At 68.0% G+C, this 17271-nt stretch carries 16 protein-coding genes; 7 read left to right on the forward strand and 9 right to left on the reverse strand.

What is annotated here, in order from left to right; translation table 11 throughout:
- The first annotated feature begins 134 nt into the window (after positions 1 to 134).
- From GJG85_RS24450 to GJG85_RS24460, 3 genes are read left to right on the forward strand one after another with little or no spacing between them, the layout of a single operon-like run.
- Positions 135 to 1547, forward strand: coding sequence for a cytochrome ubiquinol oxidase subunit I (locus GJG85_RS24450; RefSeq protein WP_089489867.1), 1413 nt, complete (start codon positions 135 to 137; stop codon positions 1545 to 1547).
- Between the two features lie 29 nt (positions 1548 to 1576).
- Positions 1577 to 2584 (forward strand): cytochrome d ubiquinol oxidase subunit II, encoded by a 1008-nt coding sequence (gene cydB, locus GJG85_RS24455; RefSeq protein WP_050012190.1) that lies wholly within the window; start codon positions 1577 to 1579, stop codon positions 2582 to 2584.
- Positions 2556 to 2735: a hypothetical protein gene (locus GJG85_RS24460; RefSeq protein ID WP_050012191.1), complete on the forward strand. Its 180-nt coding sequence runs from the start codon at positions 2556 to 2558 to the stop codon at positions 2733 to 2735. Before cydB ends, GJG85_RS24460 begins: the two co-directional genes overlap by 29 nt.
- 211 nt (positions 2736 to 2946) lie before the next feature.
- Here the strand turns inward: GJG85_RS24460 and GJG85_RS24465 are convergent, their stop codons facing one another.
- From GJG85_RS24465 to GJG85_RS24490, 6 genes are all read right to left on the reverse strand, one after another.
- Complete coding sequence (locus tag GJG85_RS24465; RefSeq protein WP_034206306.1) at positions 2947 to 3141, reverse strand: YqaE/Pmp3 family membrane protein; 195 nt, start codon at positions 3139 to 3141, stop codon at positions 2947 to 2949.
- Positions 3142 to 3261: 120 nt separating this feature from the next.
- Positions 3262 to 3717 carry a TIGR00725 family protein gene (locus GJG85_RS24470; RefSeq protein ID WP_089490019.1) on the reverse strand — a complete coding sequence of 152 codons (456 nt, stop codon included), beginning with the start codon at positions 3715 to 3717 and terminating at the stop codon, positions 3262 to 3264.
- A 76-nt stretch (positions 3718 to 3793) separates the two neighbouring features.
- The gene (locus tag GJG85_RS24475; RefSeq protein WP_050012193.1) at positions 3794 to 4624 is read right to left on the reverse strand and encodes an ABC transporter permease subunit; all 831 of its coding nucleotides are present in this window, start codon (positions 4622 to 4624) and stop codon (positions 3794 to 3796) included.
- 10 nt (positions 4625 to 4634) lie between these two features.
- Positions 4635 to 5723 carry an extracellular solute-binding protein gene (locus GJG85_RS24480; protein WP_050012194.1) on the reverse strand — a complete coding sequence of 363 codons (1089 nt, stop codon included), beginning with the start codon at positions 5721 to 5723 and terminating at the stop codon, positions 4635 to 4637.
- A gap of 26 nt (positions 5724 to 5749) precedes the next feature.
- Positions 5750 to 6793 (reverse strand): ABC transporter ATP-binding protein, encoded by a 1044-nt coding sequence (locus GJG85_RS24485; protein WP_050012195.1) that lies wholly within the window; start codon positions 6791 to 6793, stop codon positions 5750 to 5752.
- Positions 6794 to 6800: 7 nt separating this feature from the next.
- Positions 6801 to 7652, reverse strand: a complete 852-nt coding sequence (locus GJG85_RS24490; RefSeq protein WP_050012196.1) for an ABC transporter permease subunit — start codon at positions 7650 to 7652, stop codon at positions 6801 to 6803.
- 161 nt (positions 7653 to 7813) lie between these two features.
- On the opposite strand from GJG85_RS24490, the gene GJG85_RS24495 reads away from it, so the two are divergent.
- On the forward strand, positions 7814 to 8710 hold the full coding sequence (locus GJG85_RS24495; protein WP_050012197.1) for a LysR substrate-binding domain-containing protein: 897 nt from the start codon (positions 7814 to 7816) through the stop codon (positions 8708 to 8710).
- Between the two features lie 78 nt (positions 8711 to 8788).
- Here GJG85_RS24495 and GJG85_RS24500 read toward each other — a convergent pair whose 3' ends face one another.
- A complete protein-coding gene (locus tag GJG85_RS24500) occupies positions 8789 to 10447 on the reverse strand; it encodes an alkaline phosphatase family protein (RefSeq protein WP_089489869.1) in 1659 nt (552 codons plus the stop codon).
- Positions 10448 to 10686: 239 nt separating this feature from the next.
- Here GJG85_RS24500 and GJG85_RS24505 point away from each other — a divergent pair, with 239 nt between their 5' ends.
- Positions 10687 to 10908 (forward strand): hypothetical protein, encoded by a 222-nt coding sequence (locus GJG85_RS24505; protein ID WP_050012198.1) that lies wholly within the window; start codon positions 10687 to 10689, stop codon positions 10906 to 10908.
- A 60-nt stretch (positions 10909 to 10968) separates the two neighbouring features.
- On the opposite strand, the gene GJG85_RS24510 is transcribed toward GJG85_RS24505, so the two are convergent.
- Positions 10969 to 14802 (reverse strand): DUF748 domain-containing protein, encoded by a 3834-nt coding sequence (locus tag GJG85_RS24510; RefSeq protein WP_204383933.1) that lies wholly within the window; start codon positions 14800 to 14802, stop codon positions 10969 to 10971.
- Positions 14803 to 14951: 149 nt separating this feature from the next.
- Positions 14952 to 16388 carry a DUF1254 domain-containing protein gene (locus tag GJG85_RS24515; protein ID WP_050012200.1) on the reverse strand — a complete coding sequence of 479 codons (1437 nt, stop codon included), beginning with the start codon at positions 16386 to 16388 and terminating at the stop codon, positions 14952 to 14954.
- Between the two features lie 304 nt (positions 16389 to 16692).
- On the opposite strand from GJG85_RS24515, the gene GJG85_RS24520 reads away from it, so the two are divergent.
- A complete protein-coding gene (locus tag GJG85_RS24520) occupies positions 16693 to 16944 on the forward strand; it encodes a toxin HicA (protein WP_050012201.1) in 252 nt (83 codons plus the stop codon).
- Complete coding sequence (locus GJG85_RS24525) at positions 16941 to 17264, forward strand: toxin-antitoxin system HicB family antitoxin (protein ID WP_050012202.1); 324 nt, start codon at positions 16941 to 16943, stop codon at positions 17262 to 17264. Before GJG85_RS24520 ends, GJG85_RS24525 begins: the two co-directional genes overlap by 4 nt.
- Positions 17265 to 17271 lie beyond the last annotated feature (7 nt).

The raw sequence follows: 17271 nt of genomic DNA on the forward strand, positions 1-17271 counted from the left end.
GGGCTGGACATCTGCGACGAGTTGGCGCATTTCGCGGTGCAACATCGCAGCCCATACTCCAGCCAACCCCGACGCCCGTCCGCCGGGGGCCGCCGGCACCCGCCGGCGGGTATCGTCAGCCTCGGTCATCTGGTATGGACACCGCACTTTCGGCCCTCGATCTGGCCCGCCTGCAATTCGCGTTCACCGTCTCCTTTCACATCGTCTTCCCTGCGCTGAGCATCGGCCTCGCCAGCTTCATCGCCGTGCTCGAATATCGCTGGCTGAAGACCGGCAAGCAGTATTACAAAACCCTCTGCCTGTTCTGGTCGAAGATCTTCGCGGTCGCGTTCGGGATGGGCGTCGTGTCCGGCGTCGTGATGAGCTATCAGTTCGGCACCAACTGGTCGGGCTTCTCGAGCTTCGCCGGCGCCGTCACCGGCCCGCTGCTGATGTACGAGGTCATGACCGCGTTCTTCCTCGAAGCCGGCTTCCTCGGCATCATGCTGTTCGGCTGGAACCGCGTGAGCCCGCGCGCGCACTTCGGCGCGACGCTGATGGTCGCGATCGGCACGCTGATCTCGACGTTCTGGATCCTCGCGTCGAACAGCTGGATGCAGACGCCGCAGGGCTTCGAGATCGTCGACGGCCGCGTCGTGCCGACCGACTGGTTCGCGATCATCTTCAACCCGTCGTTCCCGTACCGCCTGTTCCACATGGCGATCGCCGCGTTCATCGTCGCCGCGCTGGTGGTGGCCGCGACGGGCGCGTGGCACCTGCTGAAGGGCCGCCGCGACAAGGGCGTGAAGAAGATGTTCTCGATGGCGCTGTGGCTGCTGCTGGTGCTCGCGCCGCTGCAGGCCGTGATCGGCGACCAGCACGGCATCAACACGCTGAAGCACCAGCCCGCGAAGATCGCCGCGATCGAAGGGCTGTGGGAAACCGAAAAGGGCGGCACCGCGCTCAACCTGTTCGGCATTCCGGACATGAAGGCGGAAACGACCCGCTACGCGGTGAAGGTGCCGCACCTCGGCAGCCTGATCCTCACGCACAGCTGGGACGGCGAGATCCGCGGGCTGAAGGCCTTCCCGCCGGAAGACCGGCCGAATTCGACGGTCGTGTTCTGGAGCTTCCGGATCATGGTCGGCCTCGGCTTCGCGATGATCGGCCTCGCCGCGCTCGCCTGGCTGCTGCGCCGCCGCGGCCGCCTGTATGAATCGAAGTGGTTCCAGCGCTTCGCGCTCGTGATGGGCCCGACCGGTTTCGTGTCGCTGCTCGCGGGCTGGGTGACGACCGAAGCCGGCCGCCAGCCGTGGGTCGTGTATGGCGTGATGCGCACCGCGCAGGCCGTGTCGCCGCTGTCGGTGCAGCAGGTCAGCCTGTCGATGATGACGTTCGTGATCGTGTACTTCCTCGTGTTCGGCACCGGCGTGTACTACATGCTGAAGCTGATGAAGGCCGGCCCCGCGCTGCCCGACGTCAAGCACGACGACAAACCCGATACGCGCCCCGATCACACCGCGCGCCGCCCGATGTCGGCCGTCGACGAGCTGATCGAGACCGTCTGAGCCCACCCCATTCGCAAACGAGAAAACCTATGGACGTCACCGTAATCTGGGCCGCGATCATCGCATTGGGGCTTTTCATGTACGTCGTGCTCGACGGCTTCGACCTCGGCATCGGCATCGTCTTCCCGTTCTTCCCGGACGAGCAGGAACGCGACCTGATGATGAACACGGTCGCGCCCGTGTGGGACGGCAACGAGACGTGGCTCGTGCTCGGCGGCGCCGGGCTGTTCGCGGTGTTCCCGGTCGTCTATTCGACCGTGCTGTCGGCGCTGTACCTGCCGCTGATCTTCATGCTGGTGTGCCTGATCTTCCGCGGCGTGTCGTTCGAGATCCGCGCGAAGGCGCGGCGCACGAAGCAGCTGTGGGATCTCGCGTTCATCGGCGGCTCGGCCGGCGCGACGCTGTTCCAGGGGATCGCGCTCGGCGCGTTCCTGCAGGGCATCGACGTGAAGGACGGCGTGTACGCCGGCGGCGCGTTCGACTGGCTCACGCCGTTCAGCCTGCTGACGGGCCTCGGCCTGATCGCGACCTACGCGCTGCTCGGCTGCTGCTGGCTCGTCGCGAAGACCGAAGGCGACCTGCAGCGCCGCCTGCATCGCGTCGTGTGGCCGCTGACCGTCGTGCTGCTCGGCTTCATCGCGGTGATCAGCCTGTGGACGCCGCTGCAGGATCCGGCCATCGCGCAGCGCTGGTTCGATTCGGGGTTGTTCTGGCGCCTGCTGCCGGTGCCGTTCCTGGTGGCCGCGTGCGCGGCGTGGATGCGGCGCGCGGTGCGCGACCGGCACGACATGACGCCGTTCGTGCTCGCGCTGGCGCTGGTGCTGCTCGGCTACGTCGGCCTGCTCGTCACGCTGTTCCCGTATGCGATTCCGCAGACGATGACGATCTGGGAAGCGGCGGCGCCGCGTTCGAGCCAGACCTTCACGCTGGTCGGCGCAGCGGTTATCCTCCCGATCATCATCGCCTACACGACGATGGGCTATTGGGTATTCCGAGGCAAGGTGCGCCATGAAGACCAGCATTACTACCACCACTGATTCCACCGCCGGCCAGCCCGGCGCGCCGCGGCCGCGGATGCGCGGCTGGATGTGGTTCGTCGTTCTGTGGGCGGGCGGCGTGATCGGCGCCGTCACGCTCGGCTATGCGTTCAAGATCTTCATGAACCTGACGCTGTTTGCGGTGAAGTAGGCGGAGCGGCCGCCCGGTCGAACGATGGACCGGGCGGCCGTTTTGTCGTGGATGGCTGCGGCTTCAGCCGGATGCATCAAGCCGAACAACGCATGAATCCGCCATTTGGGCAGAAATCCATACAAATCACATCGCCGATGTGAACGAAATATATAGATTTCTACCGAAATACGAACCACGCGGCTGAATCACCCCACCGCGCACTGCGCGTCTACCCCCGCCCGCGCAACGCCGCTTCGATCTTGCGATCGGTCTTGTACTGGCTCAGCGCATACACCGACCAGATCGCGGCCGGCAGCCAGCCGATGATCGTGAGTTGCAGGAGCAGGCAGATGATCCCGGCGATCGGGCGGCCGATCGTGAAGAACTGGAACCACGGGAGCAGCAGAGCAAGCAAAAGGCGCATGAACGATCCTCTCGGTACGTCGTTGAACGGGTGACACCCGGCCAATATGGCGGGTTGCGCGCCCCGTTTCAAGCCCGGCCACGACGCTCGTCGCGCGAAACCCCGTGCCGATCCGCCTCGCTACGCCGAATCGGCCAGCCACTGCGCGACGCGCGCGACGAGCCGATCTGCTTCGTCGAAGCACTCGACGCCCGCGACCTGCGGCGCACCGCAAATCGTGAACACCGGCTTGCCCCACTGCAACCCGAGCGCGATTTCGGACAGCGTGCCGAGCCCGCCGCCGACCGCGATCAGGCACACCGACGCACGTGCAACCAGCGCATTGCGCGTGATGCCGAGCCCGGTCGGCAGCGCGACGCTCAGGTACGGATTCGCCAGCGCGGCGTCGTCTTCCGGCAACAGCCCGATCGCGCAGCCGCCGGCCGCGTGCGCACCGCGCGCGGCGGCCTCCATCACGCCCTGCTTGCCGCCGCCGACGAGCGCGACGCCCGTCGCCGCCACCGCGTGCGCGATCCGTTCCGCGACGCGCATCTGTTCATCCGTCGCGTCGCGCGGGCCGATCACGCCGACCGGCATCCGGTGCCGGTGCGTGCCGCGTTGCCGTTGCGCGAGTCGCGCGAGCGCGTCGCGCGCCGGTTCGGACCACACGCTTTCAATGACGCCGTTGCCGAACAAGGCCTTCCCCCAGTGCAAGAACGCAGGTACAGATGGCCGTCAGCACGATCGACAGCACGGCCGCCTGCGAGAAATCGGTTTGCCCGTCCGACAGCTTCAAATACATCAGCAGCGGCAGGATGTTGATCTGCGTGCCGGCCAGCGCGAGCGCCGTGCCGTACGTGCCGAGCGCGATCGCAGTCACGAGGCACCACGCGGACGCGACCGACGGCCACAGCTCGCGCCACGCGACGTCGAGCCATGCGCGCCACGGCCGCGCGCCGAGCGTCAGCGCCGCCTCGAGCGGCCGCCGGTCGAGATTCGCGAGCGTCGGGTAGATCATCAGCGCGACGCGCGGGATCAGGTAGTACGCATAGGCGACCGCGAGCCCCGGCATCGTGTAGATCGCGCCGCCGACCACGGTCGGATCGGCGCCCAGCGCGGCCAGCAGCGTGGTCACGAAGCCCGCGCGGCCGAATGCGAGGATGAACCCGTACGCGATCACCAGCCCGGAAAACGCCAGCGGCACGCCGAGCAGCGCGAGCGACCAGTGGCGACGGGCCGGCGACTGTCCGGCGAGCGCGAACGCGACCGGCACGCCGACGGCGACCGACAGCGTGCCGGCGCCCACCGCCAGCGCCAGCGAGCGCGCGATCGCATCGGCGACGAGCGGATCGCGCCACACCGCCGCGAACGCGCGGCCGCCGCCCGCGCATGCCGCATCGACGAGCGCGGCCAGCGGCAGCACGAAGCACACCGCGAGCAATGCGGCCGCGGGCAGCGCGCCGAAACGGCGCAGCACGCCGCGCTCGGGTAAGGAAGCCTGCATCCCGCGCCCCTTACTGGCCGAGCGTGGCCTGCGACCAGAACTGGTCGACCTCGGCCTTGCGCGCCGCCGCCTTCGCGACATCGAGCGGGCGCACCTGCGGCGCGTTCGGCAGCTTCGCCGCCACGTCCGCCGCGACCGGCGTGCCCGGCACCGCCGGACGCACATAGCCTTGCGCGAACAGCGCCTGGCCGACGTCGCTCATCACGAGGTTGAGCCAGAGCTGCGCGGCGGACGGATTCGGGCCGTTCTTCACGAGACTCATCGCATACGGCGCCGACACGCTGCCGTCCTGCGGAATCACGACGTCGGCCGCGTCGCCCATGCCGTCCGCGTACTTCGCCTTGAGGCCGTCGTTCTCGTAGCCGATCAGGATCGGAATCTCGCCCTTCACGAACTTCGCGTACGGCGTCGTGCCCTCCACGCGCAGCACGTTGCCGGCCTGCTTCAGCTTGCCGAAGAAGTCGGCGCCCGGCTTTGGGTTCTCGACGCTGCCGCCGTTCGCATACGCGGCCGCGAACACCGCGACCTGGCCCTGCCCGGTCGAGCGCGGGTCGAGATAGACCACCGCGTTGCGGTACTCGGGCTTCAGCAGGTCGGACCAGCGCTGCGGTACGTTCTTGACGAGCTTCCGGTTGACGAGGAACGCGATGTTCAGCGAATGCACGGCGAACCAGCGGGCGTCGGGCGCGCGGAACACGCCCGGCAGCTTGTCGAAGTTGACCGGCCGGAACGGCGCGACGACGTCCTTGCCGGCGGCATCGAGCGCCGACGCCGCGAAGTAGTACGCTGTATCGGCCTGCGGACGGCGGCGCGACTTGTCGAGCGCGACGACGGTCGCGGCCGAGCCGATGTCGTTGTACGTGATCTCGACCTTCGGGTAGCGCTTGCGGAATTCGGCGAACAGCGCCTTCCAGTTCGCCCATTCGGGGCCGGTGTCGAACGACACGACGAGCCCTTCGTCGGCCGCCTTCGCGTACAACGCGTCTTCGCCCGGATACAGCGGCGCGGCCTGCGCCGCCGCGCAGGAAAGCGCCGCGAGCGCGCACAGCGCCAGCACGCGGGCGCGCATGGCCTTCACAAAAAGGGAGCCTGCAAGCATCGTGAATCTCCGTTGAACGAAAGAGGTCATTGCGCGGCCGGCGACGCCGGCAGCACGAGCAGATGGCAAGGGTCGATCGCGATGCTGCGCGCGGCGGGCTCGCGCCCTTCGCACAGCAGCACGTCGGCCGAGCCGTCCGGAATGAAGTCGTAGCGCTGCGTCGCGCCGAAATAGCGCACGTCCCCGCGACGGCCGTCGATGCGGTTCGCGCTGTGCCCCGGCGGATCGGCCTGCACGTGTTCGGGTCGCACCAGCACCTCGATCTCCGCGCCCGGCCGGTGCTCGCCCGTTTCCGCGCGCAGCGTCGCGAAACGCACGTCGACGGTGCCGTGCGCGAGCACACGGCCGCGCAGCAGCGTCGAATGCCCGACGAAGCGCGCGACCTGCGCGGTCGCCGGGCGCTCGTACAGGTCGCGCGGCGTGCCGGCCTGCAGCACGCGGCCGCCGTCGACGATCGCGACGCGGTCGGCCATGCTCAACGCTTCGTCCTGGTCGTGCGTGACGAACAACGTCGTCGCGCCGCAGGCGCGCTGCAGTGCACGGATCTCGTCGCGCAACTGATGACGGATGCCGGCATCGAGCGCCGCCAGCGGCTCGTCGAGCAGCAGCAGCTTCGGTTCGATCACGAGCGCCCGCGCGAGCGCGACGCGTTGCTGCTGTCCGCCGGACAGCATCGCGATGCCGCGCGTCGCATGCGCGGACAACCCGACCCGCTCGAGCATGTCCAGCGCGCGCCGGCGCCGCACGTCGGCCGCGACGCCTCGCATCCGCAGCCCGTACGCGACGTTGTCGACGACCGACAGGTTCGGAAACAGCGCGTAGTGCTGGAACACCATCCCCACTTCGCGCCGCCACACGGGCACGCCGGCCACGTCGTCGCCGCCGATCGCGATGCGGCCGCGCCAGCCGTCGAGCAGCCCGGCCGCGAGCCGCAGCAGCGTGGATTTGCCGGACCCGCTGCGCCCCATCACCGCGAGCAGTTCGCCCTGCGCGGCCGACAGCGTGATGTCGTCGACGCCATGACGGGCGCCCGGATACTGAAAGCTGACGTGTTCGAATTCGAGGCTCATGGATGACTCACTTCAGACGTTGCACGGTACCGACGGAGACCAGCGTCGCGAGCACGGCAAGCACGAGCAGCACGACGGTGGCCGCGCACGCCATCCCCGTCGCGCCGTAGAACGCCTGCAGCAGCACGATCGGATAGTTCCGGTAGCGGAAGCCGGCGATCAGGTTCGAAATCTGGAATTCGCCGATCGACAGCGCGGCCACCATCACGAGGCCGGAGAACAGGCTGTGCCGCAGGTTCGGCAGCACGATCGTGACGAACTGGTGCAGCGGCGTCGCACCGAGCGTCGCCGCGCAGGCCTCGAGCCGCGCGAGGCCGAGGTGGCGCAGGTCGCCGAGCAGCGTCTGCAGCAGATACGGCAGCGTCAGCACCGCGTGGGCGGCGATCATCAGCGGCAACGTGCCGAGCCACGGCAACGTGTCGCCGCTGAAGATCGCGATGTAGCCGAAGCCGAGCGTCAGCGCCGGCACGGCGACCGGCATCAGCATCACGACGCGCGTCGCGAACCCGCCGCCGGCCTGCGCGCGATGATGGAGCGCATACGCGAGCGGCAGGCCGATCACCGCGTTGAGCGCGCAGCACGCGAGCGCCACCATGAAGCTCACGCCGAACGCGCGCGTGAAGCTCCGGTTCGCGGCCAGGTCGGCGAACCAGTGCCCGGTGACGCCGGTGGGCAGCAACGTGTTCGTCCACGATTCGCCCACCGCGCCGATCAGCAGCAGTGCGATCGGCAACAGCAGGTAGAGGCCGAACACCGCGAGCAGCGCCTGCAGCAGCAGGCGCCCGACGGGCGGCCGGGCCGGTTTGTTACGACGAATCGGAATACCGTCGGCGATGGCCGGGGCGGTTGACTCAGACATGAAGACACTCGCAGACGATCGGGAAAAACCTCGCGCAACGCCCGCCGGCCGGGCCCGCATGCGTTGTCGAAGCCGGCGCAGTGTGCGGTTTCGACATGGCATCGTCATGAAAAAAACGTAAAAAGCCCGCATCGACCTGTGCAAGGACGGAACAGCTCGCGATGAAGCATCTGTATCCGAACGTGGCTGAGCTGCATGCCTTCGCCACGTCCGCGAAGTACCTGAATTTCTCGTACGCGGCGCGCGAACTGGGCCTGACGCCAAGCGCGGTCAGCCGGCAGATCGCGAACCTCGAGGCGCTGTTCGGCGTGAAGCTGTTCGTGCGCGAGGGGCGCGGCCTCGCGCTTACCCGTGCCGGTCAGGTCTATCACGCGCGCGTCGTCGGGCCGCTGCGCGAAATCGGCAACGCGTCGATCGAACTGCTGAGTGCCCGCGAGAACAGCGACCTGCTGACGATCGCCAGCGTGCCGACGTTTACGACGAAGTGGCTGTTGCCGCGCCTCACGCGCTTTCTCGCCGCCGCGCCGGGCGTCACGTTGAGTTTTCGCCGTCATCTCGCGCCCGGCGACGTGTTTCCGTTCGGGCTCGACGCGGCGATCCGCTACGGCGACGGTGGATGGGAGGGCGTACGAAGCGACTATCTCGGCGGGCGGACCTTCGTGCCCGTCTGCTCGCGCGAATTCGCCGACCGGCATGCGCTGCGTGTGCCCGCCGACGCGGCGGCGGCGCCGCGCCTCGTGCACGAGCAGGCGGAGATCGCGTGGTCCACATGGGCGGAACGTCATCGCGCGGCGCAAATGAACGCGCTGGCGGGGCCGCGCTTCGAGCAGTATTCGGTCTTGATCCAGGCCGCACAGGCCGGACTCGGGATCGCACTCGTGCCGCGCTTCCTGATTCTCGACAATCTCGCGGCGGGCACGCTGGTCGAGCCGTTCGACGCGCCGGTCGACGTGGCCGCGCAGGGACACTACCTGTGCTACGCGCCGGAGCGCCTCGACACGAGCGATGCGTTGCGGCGCTTCAGGGAATGGATGCTGGACGAGGCCGGGCGCGCGTAAGGCGACGCGCACCGTCGCATGGCTGCGCGCGCCCCTAGCCCGACGGACACCGCCCCCGGCGGCATCCGGCCTGCAACGTCAACGCCCGATACCGAGCCCCGGCAGCACGCGCGTGTTCTCGGCCACGACCGCCTGCAGCAGGCGCGGATCGGCGCCGAGCAGCGCGAGGATCGTCGGCGCGACCTGCTTCGTGCCGACGAGATCGTTCACCGTGCGCGCACGACGAATGCCCGGATACGACACGAGCAGGCCGAGGTGGCTGTCGTCCGGCGCGTTGCCGCCGTGCTCCTCGTCCTTCTTCGTGCTCGACGTGTAGATCACGCCCGGATTCGGCTGGACGACGATGTCCGGCGCGCGACCGTTGGCCGGATCGCCGAAGCGGTCGGCCAGCGCCGCGCCGTACAGCACGTACGCCTGCGGGCCGTCCGCGCAGATCCCCGGCGCGTTGCAGCCGAGATTCGCCTTCAGCGCCTGCACGACGGCCGTGCGCTGGCCGCGGTCGCGCAGCCAGATCAGCCCGACGTCGTCCGTCTGCACGAAGCCCGTGCCGACCAGGCCCGATCCGTCGTTCAGGTTGCCCGTCGTCGTGTTGTTCTGGCCGAAGTTGCCGTTCGGGTCGATGAAGTCGTTCGCTTCGAGCAGCTTCGTCAGCGTGTCGCCGTTCTTCACGAGCTTCGTATGATCGCTCGGCGACTGGCCGTGCTTCGACGTGACGATCACGGCCGTCGACGTATACAGGTTCGCCTGCTTCAGCGCCGCGACGACGTGGCCGATCGCGTCGTCGACATACGTGATCGCATTCGCGACCTGCCCGTTCGGCGTGAAGTCGGCGTCGAGATAGCCGCCGCCCTTTGCGACCGGCGCCTTCTGCGCGACGCTCAGCGTCTGGAAGTTCGCGCCGAACAGCGTCGGCACCGGCGCGGTCTTCGTGCCGGTCGAATCGCGGCCGCCGATCTGGTTGATCAGCGCCTGCACGTGCAGGTTGTCGAAGCGCGCGGTGTGCGAATACACGTCGGTGTAGGCGGTGTTCGTCGCCGGGTCGATCGAATTGATCTCGGTGCGCATCAGGTCGTCGACGCCGGTGCCCGACGGGCCGTTCAGCCAGTCGTAGCCCCACGCGTGCTTGTCGGCCCACGCGGTGCGCGCATTCGGCACGCCGGCCTTCACGGCCTCGAACACCGTGTTGGTCTTCACGTAGTTGTGCGGATAGACCGGCACGCACTGGCCGTTGACCTTCGCATGCGGGATTGCCTGCGGATTGAACGCGCCGCCGCCGTCGAGGTGCACGAGCGCACCGCCGTTCTGCGCGTCGATGCCGGTCGTCTCGTCGAACACGACGTTCCAGCCCTGCTTGCCCGAGCACGTCGTATCGCTCGGCGCGTACAGGTTGCGGTCGTACGACACGTCGTAGAACAGGCCGGCCGTCTTCGGCGAGCCGCCCGTCACCAGCGCGGCGAGGCCCGGGAATGAATCCGACAGCCCCGGCGTGTACGCATTCGCGTAGGTCACGCCGCTCTTCGCGAGCACCGCGATGTTCGGGCACGTATTCGCGCCGATGCAGCGCGCGAGATCCTGTTCGTGCAGCCCGTCGATGCTGAGCAGCAGCACGTGCTTCACGACGCGGCTCGCGCGGCCGTTGCCGTCCGGTTGCGCCGCATGCACGCCCGCGCCGACGAGCGCCAGCGCAGCCGCCACCATCACCGCCGTTTTCCGTTGCTTGATGAACCTGGAAATCATCACCCCACCTCACCGATTGATGTTGAACTACGTGACTTGCCATCAGGCGCGCAAAATATCGCCGGATCGTGCGGCGGTCGGATGAAGCGGGGCTTTCTGTTCTCTGTCAAACGTAACCAATCGCAAATGACACGAAGCGGTCGCCATGCGCGGCCGTCGCGTGCGCCGGGATTTTTTTTCGGGTTGGCCCGCGACTATTGGCGTGGCATAAAGGGTTTTCCCTGACCCGGAGCACGAGTATGTCGACCCTGGAAGCCCTCCGGTTCGTGCTGGACGATGCACGTACCCCCGAAATCATTCGCCATCACGTCGTCGACGCGCTGCAGTACGCGTTGCGCAACCACGGACCGGTGTTCACCACGAAGGAAGTCGAATGGCTGACGCAGTGGGACGACGCGCGTCTGCCGCTGGCCGCGAGGAAGGAGCTGGACAAGCGCGAGCCGGCCGTCGCCAGCCGCTGAAAAAAACCGCCGCGCCCGGCGGGTGCGGGCGCGGCGGCGGATCACGGATGGTGGTAACGCTTACTGCAGCCCGAAGTCGACGCGGGTCGTCGCGCCCTTGTCCGAGATGCCCTTCGCGTCGAGCTTCGGCGCGACGACGAACATGCGGCTCGAGTCGATCTTGCCGTCGAGATACTGGCGCACGGCCTGCGCGCGCTGCTGCGCGAGCGCCCGCAGCGCGTTGTCGTCGGCCGGCGCGTGATCGGCGAGCGCCTGCTTCATGTCCGCATCGGGCAGCGTCTTCTGCAGGCCGACGAGGTTGCGCGGCTTCTTGAAGTCGGCGGCCTTGTACGCGCGCGTCAGGTACTTCGAGTATTCGGCCTTGTCGACCTTCACCGACATCGGATCGACGCTCTCGCCCTGCCCGATCACGTCCTTCAGCTTCTGCTGGCGCACCAGCCGCTCGACGTACGCGTCGCGCAGCCCCGGCGTGTCCTGCGCCGGATCGACGCGGCCGATCAGGTCGAGGCGGATCGACGGCTTCTCGGTCAGCATCTTCACGACGGTGTCGAGCTTCTTCTGCTGCGCGTCGGTCAGCGCATACGAGCCCGGCGCGAACTCGACGTAGCCGAGATCCTCGCCGCCACCGCCGCCGAACGCATTCGCAAGCAGCGTGAACGGCGACGTGACCGCCTTCGCGATCAGGTTCAGCACCGCGTGCCAGATCAGCCCGCCGACGCTGAATTCCGGATTCGACAGCGAACCCGACACCGGCAGGTTCACGTCGATCTGGCCGCGCGTGTTCTTCAGCAGCGAGATCGCGAGCTTCACCGGCAGCTTCGTCGCGGTGTCGTTCTCGACGTGATCGCCGAACGTGAGCTGGTCGATGAAGATGTGGTTGTTCGCCGAAAGTTGGTCGTTCGCGAGCTGGTAGTGCAGGTCGACGTTGAGCTTGCCCTTCGTGATCGGATAGCCCGCGTACTTCGCCGAATACGGCGTCAGGTTGGTCAACTCGATGTCGTGCGCGGTGGCCGTGAGGTCGAGCGCCGGCTTCTCGATCAGCGGGTTCACCGTGCCCTTGATCGAGATCGGCCCGTTGCCCGCGAGGTTCGCGGCGACGTCGACCGGCGCGGACGTCGTCGAATCCGTGCCGAACGCACCGACCGTGCCCTTGATCGCGACGAGGTTCGCCGTGTAGTTCGGCTTGATGAAGTTGTCCGTGTACGTGACGCGGCCGTTCTGCAGCACCAGTTCGCCGAAGTGCATCCGCACCGGGTTCTGCGGCTGCGGCGCGGCCTTCACGACCACCGTCGCCGACGCGGCGGCCGGCACGGACGCCTGCTGCGCGGCTGCGGCCGAGGCGGCCTGCGCGGCGGCCGGCGGCGTCACGCCCGGCGACAGCGGCACCGGCTCGCCCTTGCTCGCGTCGCGCGTGAGCGACTGCGCGGGACCCGTCTCCTTCGCGACCACGTCCTTCAGGTTCAGCCGGCCCTGCGCGTCGAGCAGCACGCGACCGTAGAAGTTCGAGAACGTCACGCGCGCGGCGTCGACGTCGGTGCCCTTCTCGTCATAGTTCGCCTTCAGGTTCGACAGCGCGAGCGAGCGCCAGCCGGCGAACGGGTCGGACGTCGCCTTGTCGAGCATCCGCACGTCGACCAGCGCGACGTCGCCGCGGTAGGTCGCGCGCGGCGTGTCCTTCGCCTGCGCGAACGTCAGGTTGCCTTGCGCGTTGAGCAGCGCGCTCGCGATCGTCGCGTTCAGCGCGCTGCCAAAGTACGGCTCGAACGCGGCCGCGTCGAGGCGGTTGCCGTTGATCTTCAGGCCGAGCTTCAGCGGCTGCGCGGTCACGTCGCCCGTCACGTTCAGCGAGCCCTTGCGGTTCAGCGTCGCCTTCAGTTGCACGGGCAGCGGCTTCGTCAGGTCGTCGCTCACCTTCTGCACCGACAGGTCGAGCGGCTTGATCGCCAGCTTCACCGGGCGCGGCGTCGACAGGTCGGTGAAGTTCGCGGACGCGTCCTTCACGTTCAGCGCGTCGATCCGGTAGTGCCACGACGGCGCGGCGGCCTGCGCCTTGCGCGCGACCGTACGCGGCGGCACGGCCGCCTGCGCGGGCTCGCCCAGCGCCGCGAGATCGATCTTGCCGTCCTTCAGGCGCTTCACGTCGAGCGCGAGGCCAGTCGCGTCGACGCTCGCGATTTCCGCGGTGCGCGCGGCGACGTCGACCTTCGCGATCTTCGCGTTCGCGTCGGGCAGCACGATCGCGGGCGCCTTGTTGTCCGGCGCGGCGATCTTCAGCGATTTCAGGCTCACCGTGCTGTCCGCGACTTCCGCGGCGAGCGGCGTCTTGCCCCAGTCGGTTTTCGCGTTGACGGTCGCGCCGAGCGTGCCGTCGAGCACGCGCGCACGCGTCGCCTCGCCGAGGTACGGCTGCAGCGCCGGCAGCGCGAGCGCGGCGACCGTCAGCTTCGTGTCGGCCTGCTTCACCGCGAGATTGAACGTGCCTTCGGCGTTCACGTCGCCGCCGCGCGACAGCGACGTCGACAGCGTGTATTTCGCCGGCGTCTTGCCCTGCAGCGTGAAGCCGTCGAGCGTCGCGGCGAGCTTCGTCAGCGACAGCGCGGTCGGCGTCGCCGGCACGCGGTCGTCGACGTTGATCGTGCCGCCGTCGATCGCGACGTGACGGATCGTCAGGTCGAGCGGCGGCGTTTCCTTCGCGGCGGCGCCTTCGGCCTTCGCACCGCTGGCGCCGCTGGCCGCGGCGACGGTCGCGCCGGACGCCGCGGACGCTCCGGAAACGGCGACGGCCGACGCGGCCGGCTTGCCGGCTTCGACCTTCGGCGCGGCGGCCGGTTGCGCGACGAGCTTCTCGACGTTCAGCACGCCCTGCTTGTCGCGCGACAGGTCGACCACCGGCTGGTCGAGCCGGATCTCGTCGAAGTGCATCGCGTTGCGCAGCGGTTCCAGCCCGGCCGCCGCGACGTGCACGCCGCGCGCGGCGAACAGCGGCGCGGACGCGCGGTCGGTCACCTTCGCGTCGTTCAGGTCGACGGTGCCCGACACGCGCAGCGCGGGCGTTTCGCCGCTCATCACGAAATTGACCGTGAGGTTGCTGCTCAGCAGCCCGCTCGTCACGGCCACCGGCAGCTTCGCCGGCACGTACGAGATCAGCTTCGGCACGTCGAGGCGGTCGAACTTCAGCACGATCTCCGATTCGCGCGACTGCGCGAACGGCTTGGTCCTGCCGTCGATCGAGATCGGGCTGCCGTCGAAGCGCGCGCGCAGCTTCGGCTCGACGAAGATGTCCGTCTTCGAGGCCAGCGTCGCGATGTACGGAATGCCGAGCGTCCAGTTGTCGACCACGTGCTTTTCGTTCAGCAGGCGATCGTCGAAATCGATCCGGCCGTCGTTGACCTGGATGTTCGACACCGAGAATTGCGTCGGCTTGCTATCGGGTGTCGGCGACGGCGACGAGAACTTCTCGATCAGGTCGGTGAAGTTGAAGCGCTGCGCGTCGTAGCGGACGACGTGAAAACGCGGCGAGTCGAGCCGGATCTCGTTGACGATCGGTGCGCCGCGAAACAGCGACGACCACGACGGCCTCACGACGAGCTTGCCGATGTCGATGAAGTCGCCCTGGCCGCCGCGCTCGCCGAGATGGATGCCGTCGGCTTCGAGGTTGAGCGTGTACGGGTTCAGCGCGATGCGCTGGATCGTGGCCGGCCGGTCGAGCTGCTTGCTCAACTGCTGTTCGGCGACATGGTGGATCAGCGGCGGCGCCGCGAAGAAGCCGAGCAGTCCAAACAAAACGACGAAGATCAGCAGGCCGATGCCGATACGCCGGGTCCGGTGCGAGCGTGCAACGCCACCGAGGGCATGGAGGGTCGAGGGTAGGGTTTCTTTGTCTGCGCTTGCCATGCTTGAATGCCTCGGGAATGGATGCCGGGCCGCACCGGACCAACCGGGCGGCCGCGCACGCTATCCCGAAAGTATAGGCTCAGGAGGTGACGGTACGGCGGTCGGGCGCCGCCGCGCCCGCCGGTCGGACAACGGCGGCGGTCAACCGTTCATTTCCGGACGACGACGGGCGGCATCCACGACCCATCGCTCGCCTGCGGCTTCGGCGCGTACAGCCGCAACGCGAGCGCGAAATCGGTACGCGGCGCCGGCAGCCAATTGGCCGCATGCGTGCCGCCCGGCGACGCCGATACGACGATGTCGATCGAGCCGTCGCGGTTGCGGCGCAGCCGGTCGCGATCGCCGAGCGAGCGCCGCGCCGATCCGACGTCGGGCAGCGCACCGTTGGTCGTGTACGGCGTGAGCGTCCAGAATGCGCGTACCGGCGGCAGCGCGCCCGGCGCGAAATGCAGCACGTAGCGGTTCGCGCCGTTCAGCGCATGACCGTCGCTATCAACGCGGGTGACCGCGAGCGTCTCGTCGTCGCGCGTCGCGGTGCCGAACTGCGTGAAGGCGGCGTACGCGCGCAGCGCGTAGTCCTGGCCGTACTTGCCGGCCGTATCGCCGATCCAGGTCCAGCCGTTCGCATTCAGCAGGTTCGACGGCGGCGTCGCGAGCCGCGCGCGCGCCTCGGCCACGCCGGCCGTCGCGGCCGTGAGACGGTCGCCCGTCCACAGTACCGGATAGCCGGCCGTCACGCCGATGTCGCCGAGCGATTCCTGCGCGTGCGCATCGTCGGCCGGCGGCGGATTGTCCTGCAGCGCCCGCGCGAAGCGCGTGAAGAACGCCTTCGGATCAAGCGCGGCCACCTGCTCGGCCGGCGTGCCGCCGCCCACCGCTTCGGACGGCGCGCTGCCCGCGTGGACCGCGACCGACGCGCCGCGCTCGGCACCGGTGTAGACCGACAGCGGCACCACGCGGATCGCGCGCTGCAGTTTCTTCACGTTCGTCAGGTCGCGCCCGCCGCTCGTCTGCAGCCGCACTTCGAGCCACGCATTGGCGGACGGCACGTCGACGCGCACCACGCCCTTCGGCAACGTGCCCTGCCATCCCTTCGCGGCGAAGGCAATCGTTTGCGCTCGCCCGGCGCCACGCGTACCGCGTGCCGCGACGCTCGACGACGACCACAGCACGTTCGTCCACATGTCGAGTGCGCGTGCGTCCCAATAGCGGCCGCGCGTGTCGGGCAGCGTGACGATCACGGGTTCGGCGGCGACGTCGAGCCAGCCGGTCGAGTCGAGCGTGTCGACGCCCGGCAGCGGCGGATTGACCGCGCCGACAGGCGGCAGCGCCTGCGCGTGGCGCAGCGTGTTGAGCGGCGCCTGCCCCGGTTGCGCGCCGTCGCCGCCCGTCGCCGCTTCCTTCGCGACGTCCATCAGCACGAGCGGATACGCATAGATATAGGAGTCGGCGACTTCCGCGCGCATCCAGCCGGTCTTGCGCTGGATCGCATCCGGTTGCGACGCGCATCCTGCAAGCAACGCCGCAATGGCCAGCGACGCGCACGCGCGTCGCAGAGAAACTGATTCTCGCTGGTTTTCAATCATCGATTACTGGCCGAATATCGTTCTTTTCAGTCAACGCCTTGTTCGTCTCGCGAACGGCGAAGCAAGGCACCCCAGCGTGCCCGGATGACCGTTCGTGACGCTTCGTAACGGTGGGCGCTGATGTCAGGCCGGTATCATAGCGCCTAAGGGCATCCCCCAATATGCCGAATAACGGGTAAAACGCTAGCCGAACCGTCAACGATTCTGAAATATTTCATGGGATTCAGCAAAAATCTGGAACGGTTGGCAGGCGAAGATCGTCGGCGAGGATTGACAAATGGTGTCACTATTGACACCATAGGCTATGGCAAGCGAATGGAAGATCCTCGACCAAATGAGGCGCGAGCCCGCGAATGTGCGCTTCAACGATCTGTTCAAGATCTGCGAGGCCCACTTCGGAGCGGCCCGTCAATCCGGTTCCAGCCATGCTATTTTCAAGACACCGTGGCAAGGCGATCCTCGAGTGAATATCCAGAATGATCGCGGGAAGGCAAAGGCCTATCCGGTGCGGCAGGTTCTCGACGCGATCGATCGACTGAAGGAACAGAAATCATGAACCAAGACCACTTTACGTACCGCGTAACGTGGTCCCCGGAGGACGGGGAGCACGTCGGCCTCTGCGCGGAGTTCCCGTCTCTTTCGTGGCTCGATGCAACGCCCGAGGGCGCGCTGGTCGGTATTCGGCGGCTCGTCGCCGACGTCGTGCACGAGATGACGGCGAATGGCGAGACGGTGCCCGAGCCGATCGCCGACCGAACCTACAGCGGTGAATTCAAGGTCCGCATCCCGCCGCAGGCGCACCGCGCGCTGGTCATCCAGGCCGCCGAGCAGGGCGTCAGTCTCAATCGCCTCGCCAGCGCCAAGCTCTGCGCCTGAGCACGCA

The sequence above is a fragment of the Burkholderia sp. MS389 genome (assembly GCF_016899425.1).
In the GTDB taxonomy this organism is placed as follows: Bacteria; Pseudomonadota; Gammaproteobacteria; order Burkholderiales; family Burkholderiaceae; genus Burkholderia; species Burkholderia sola.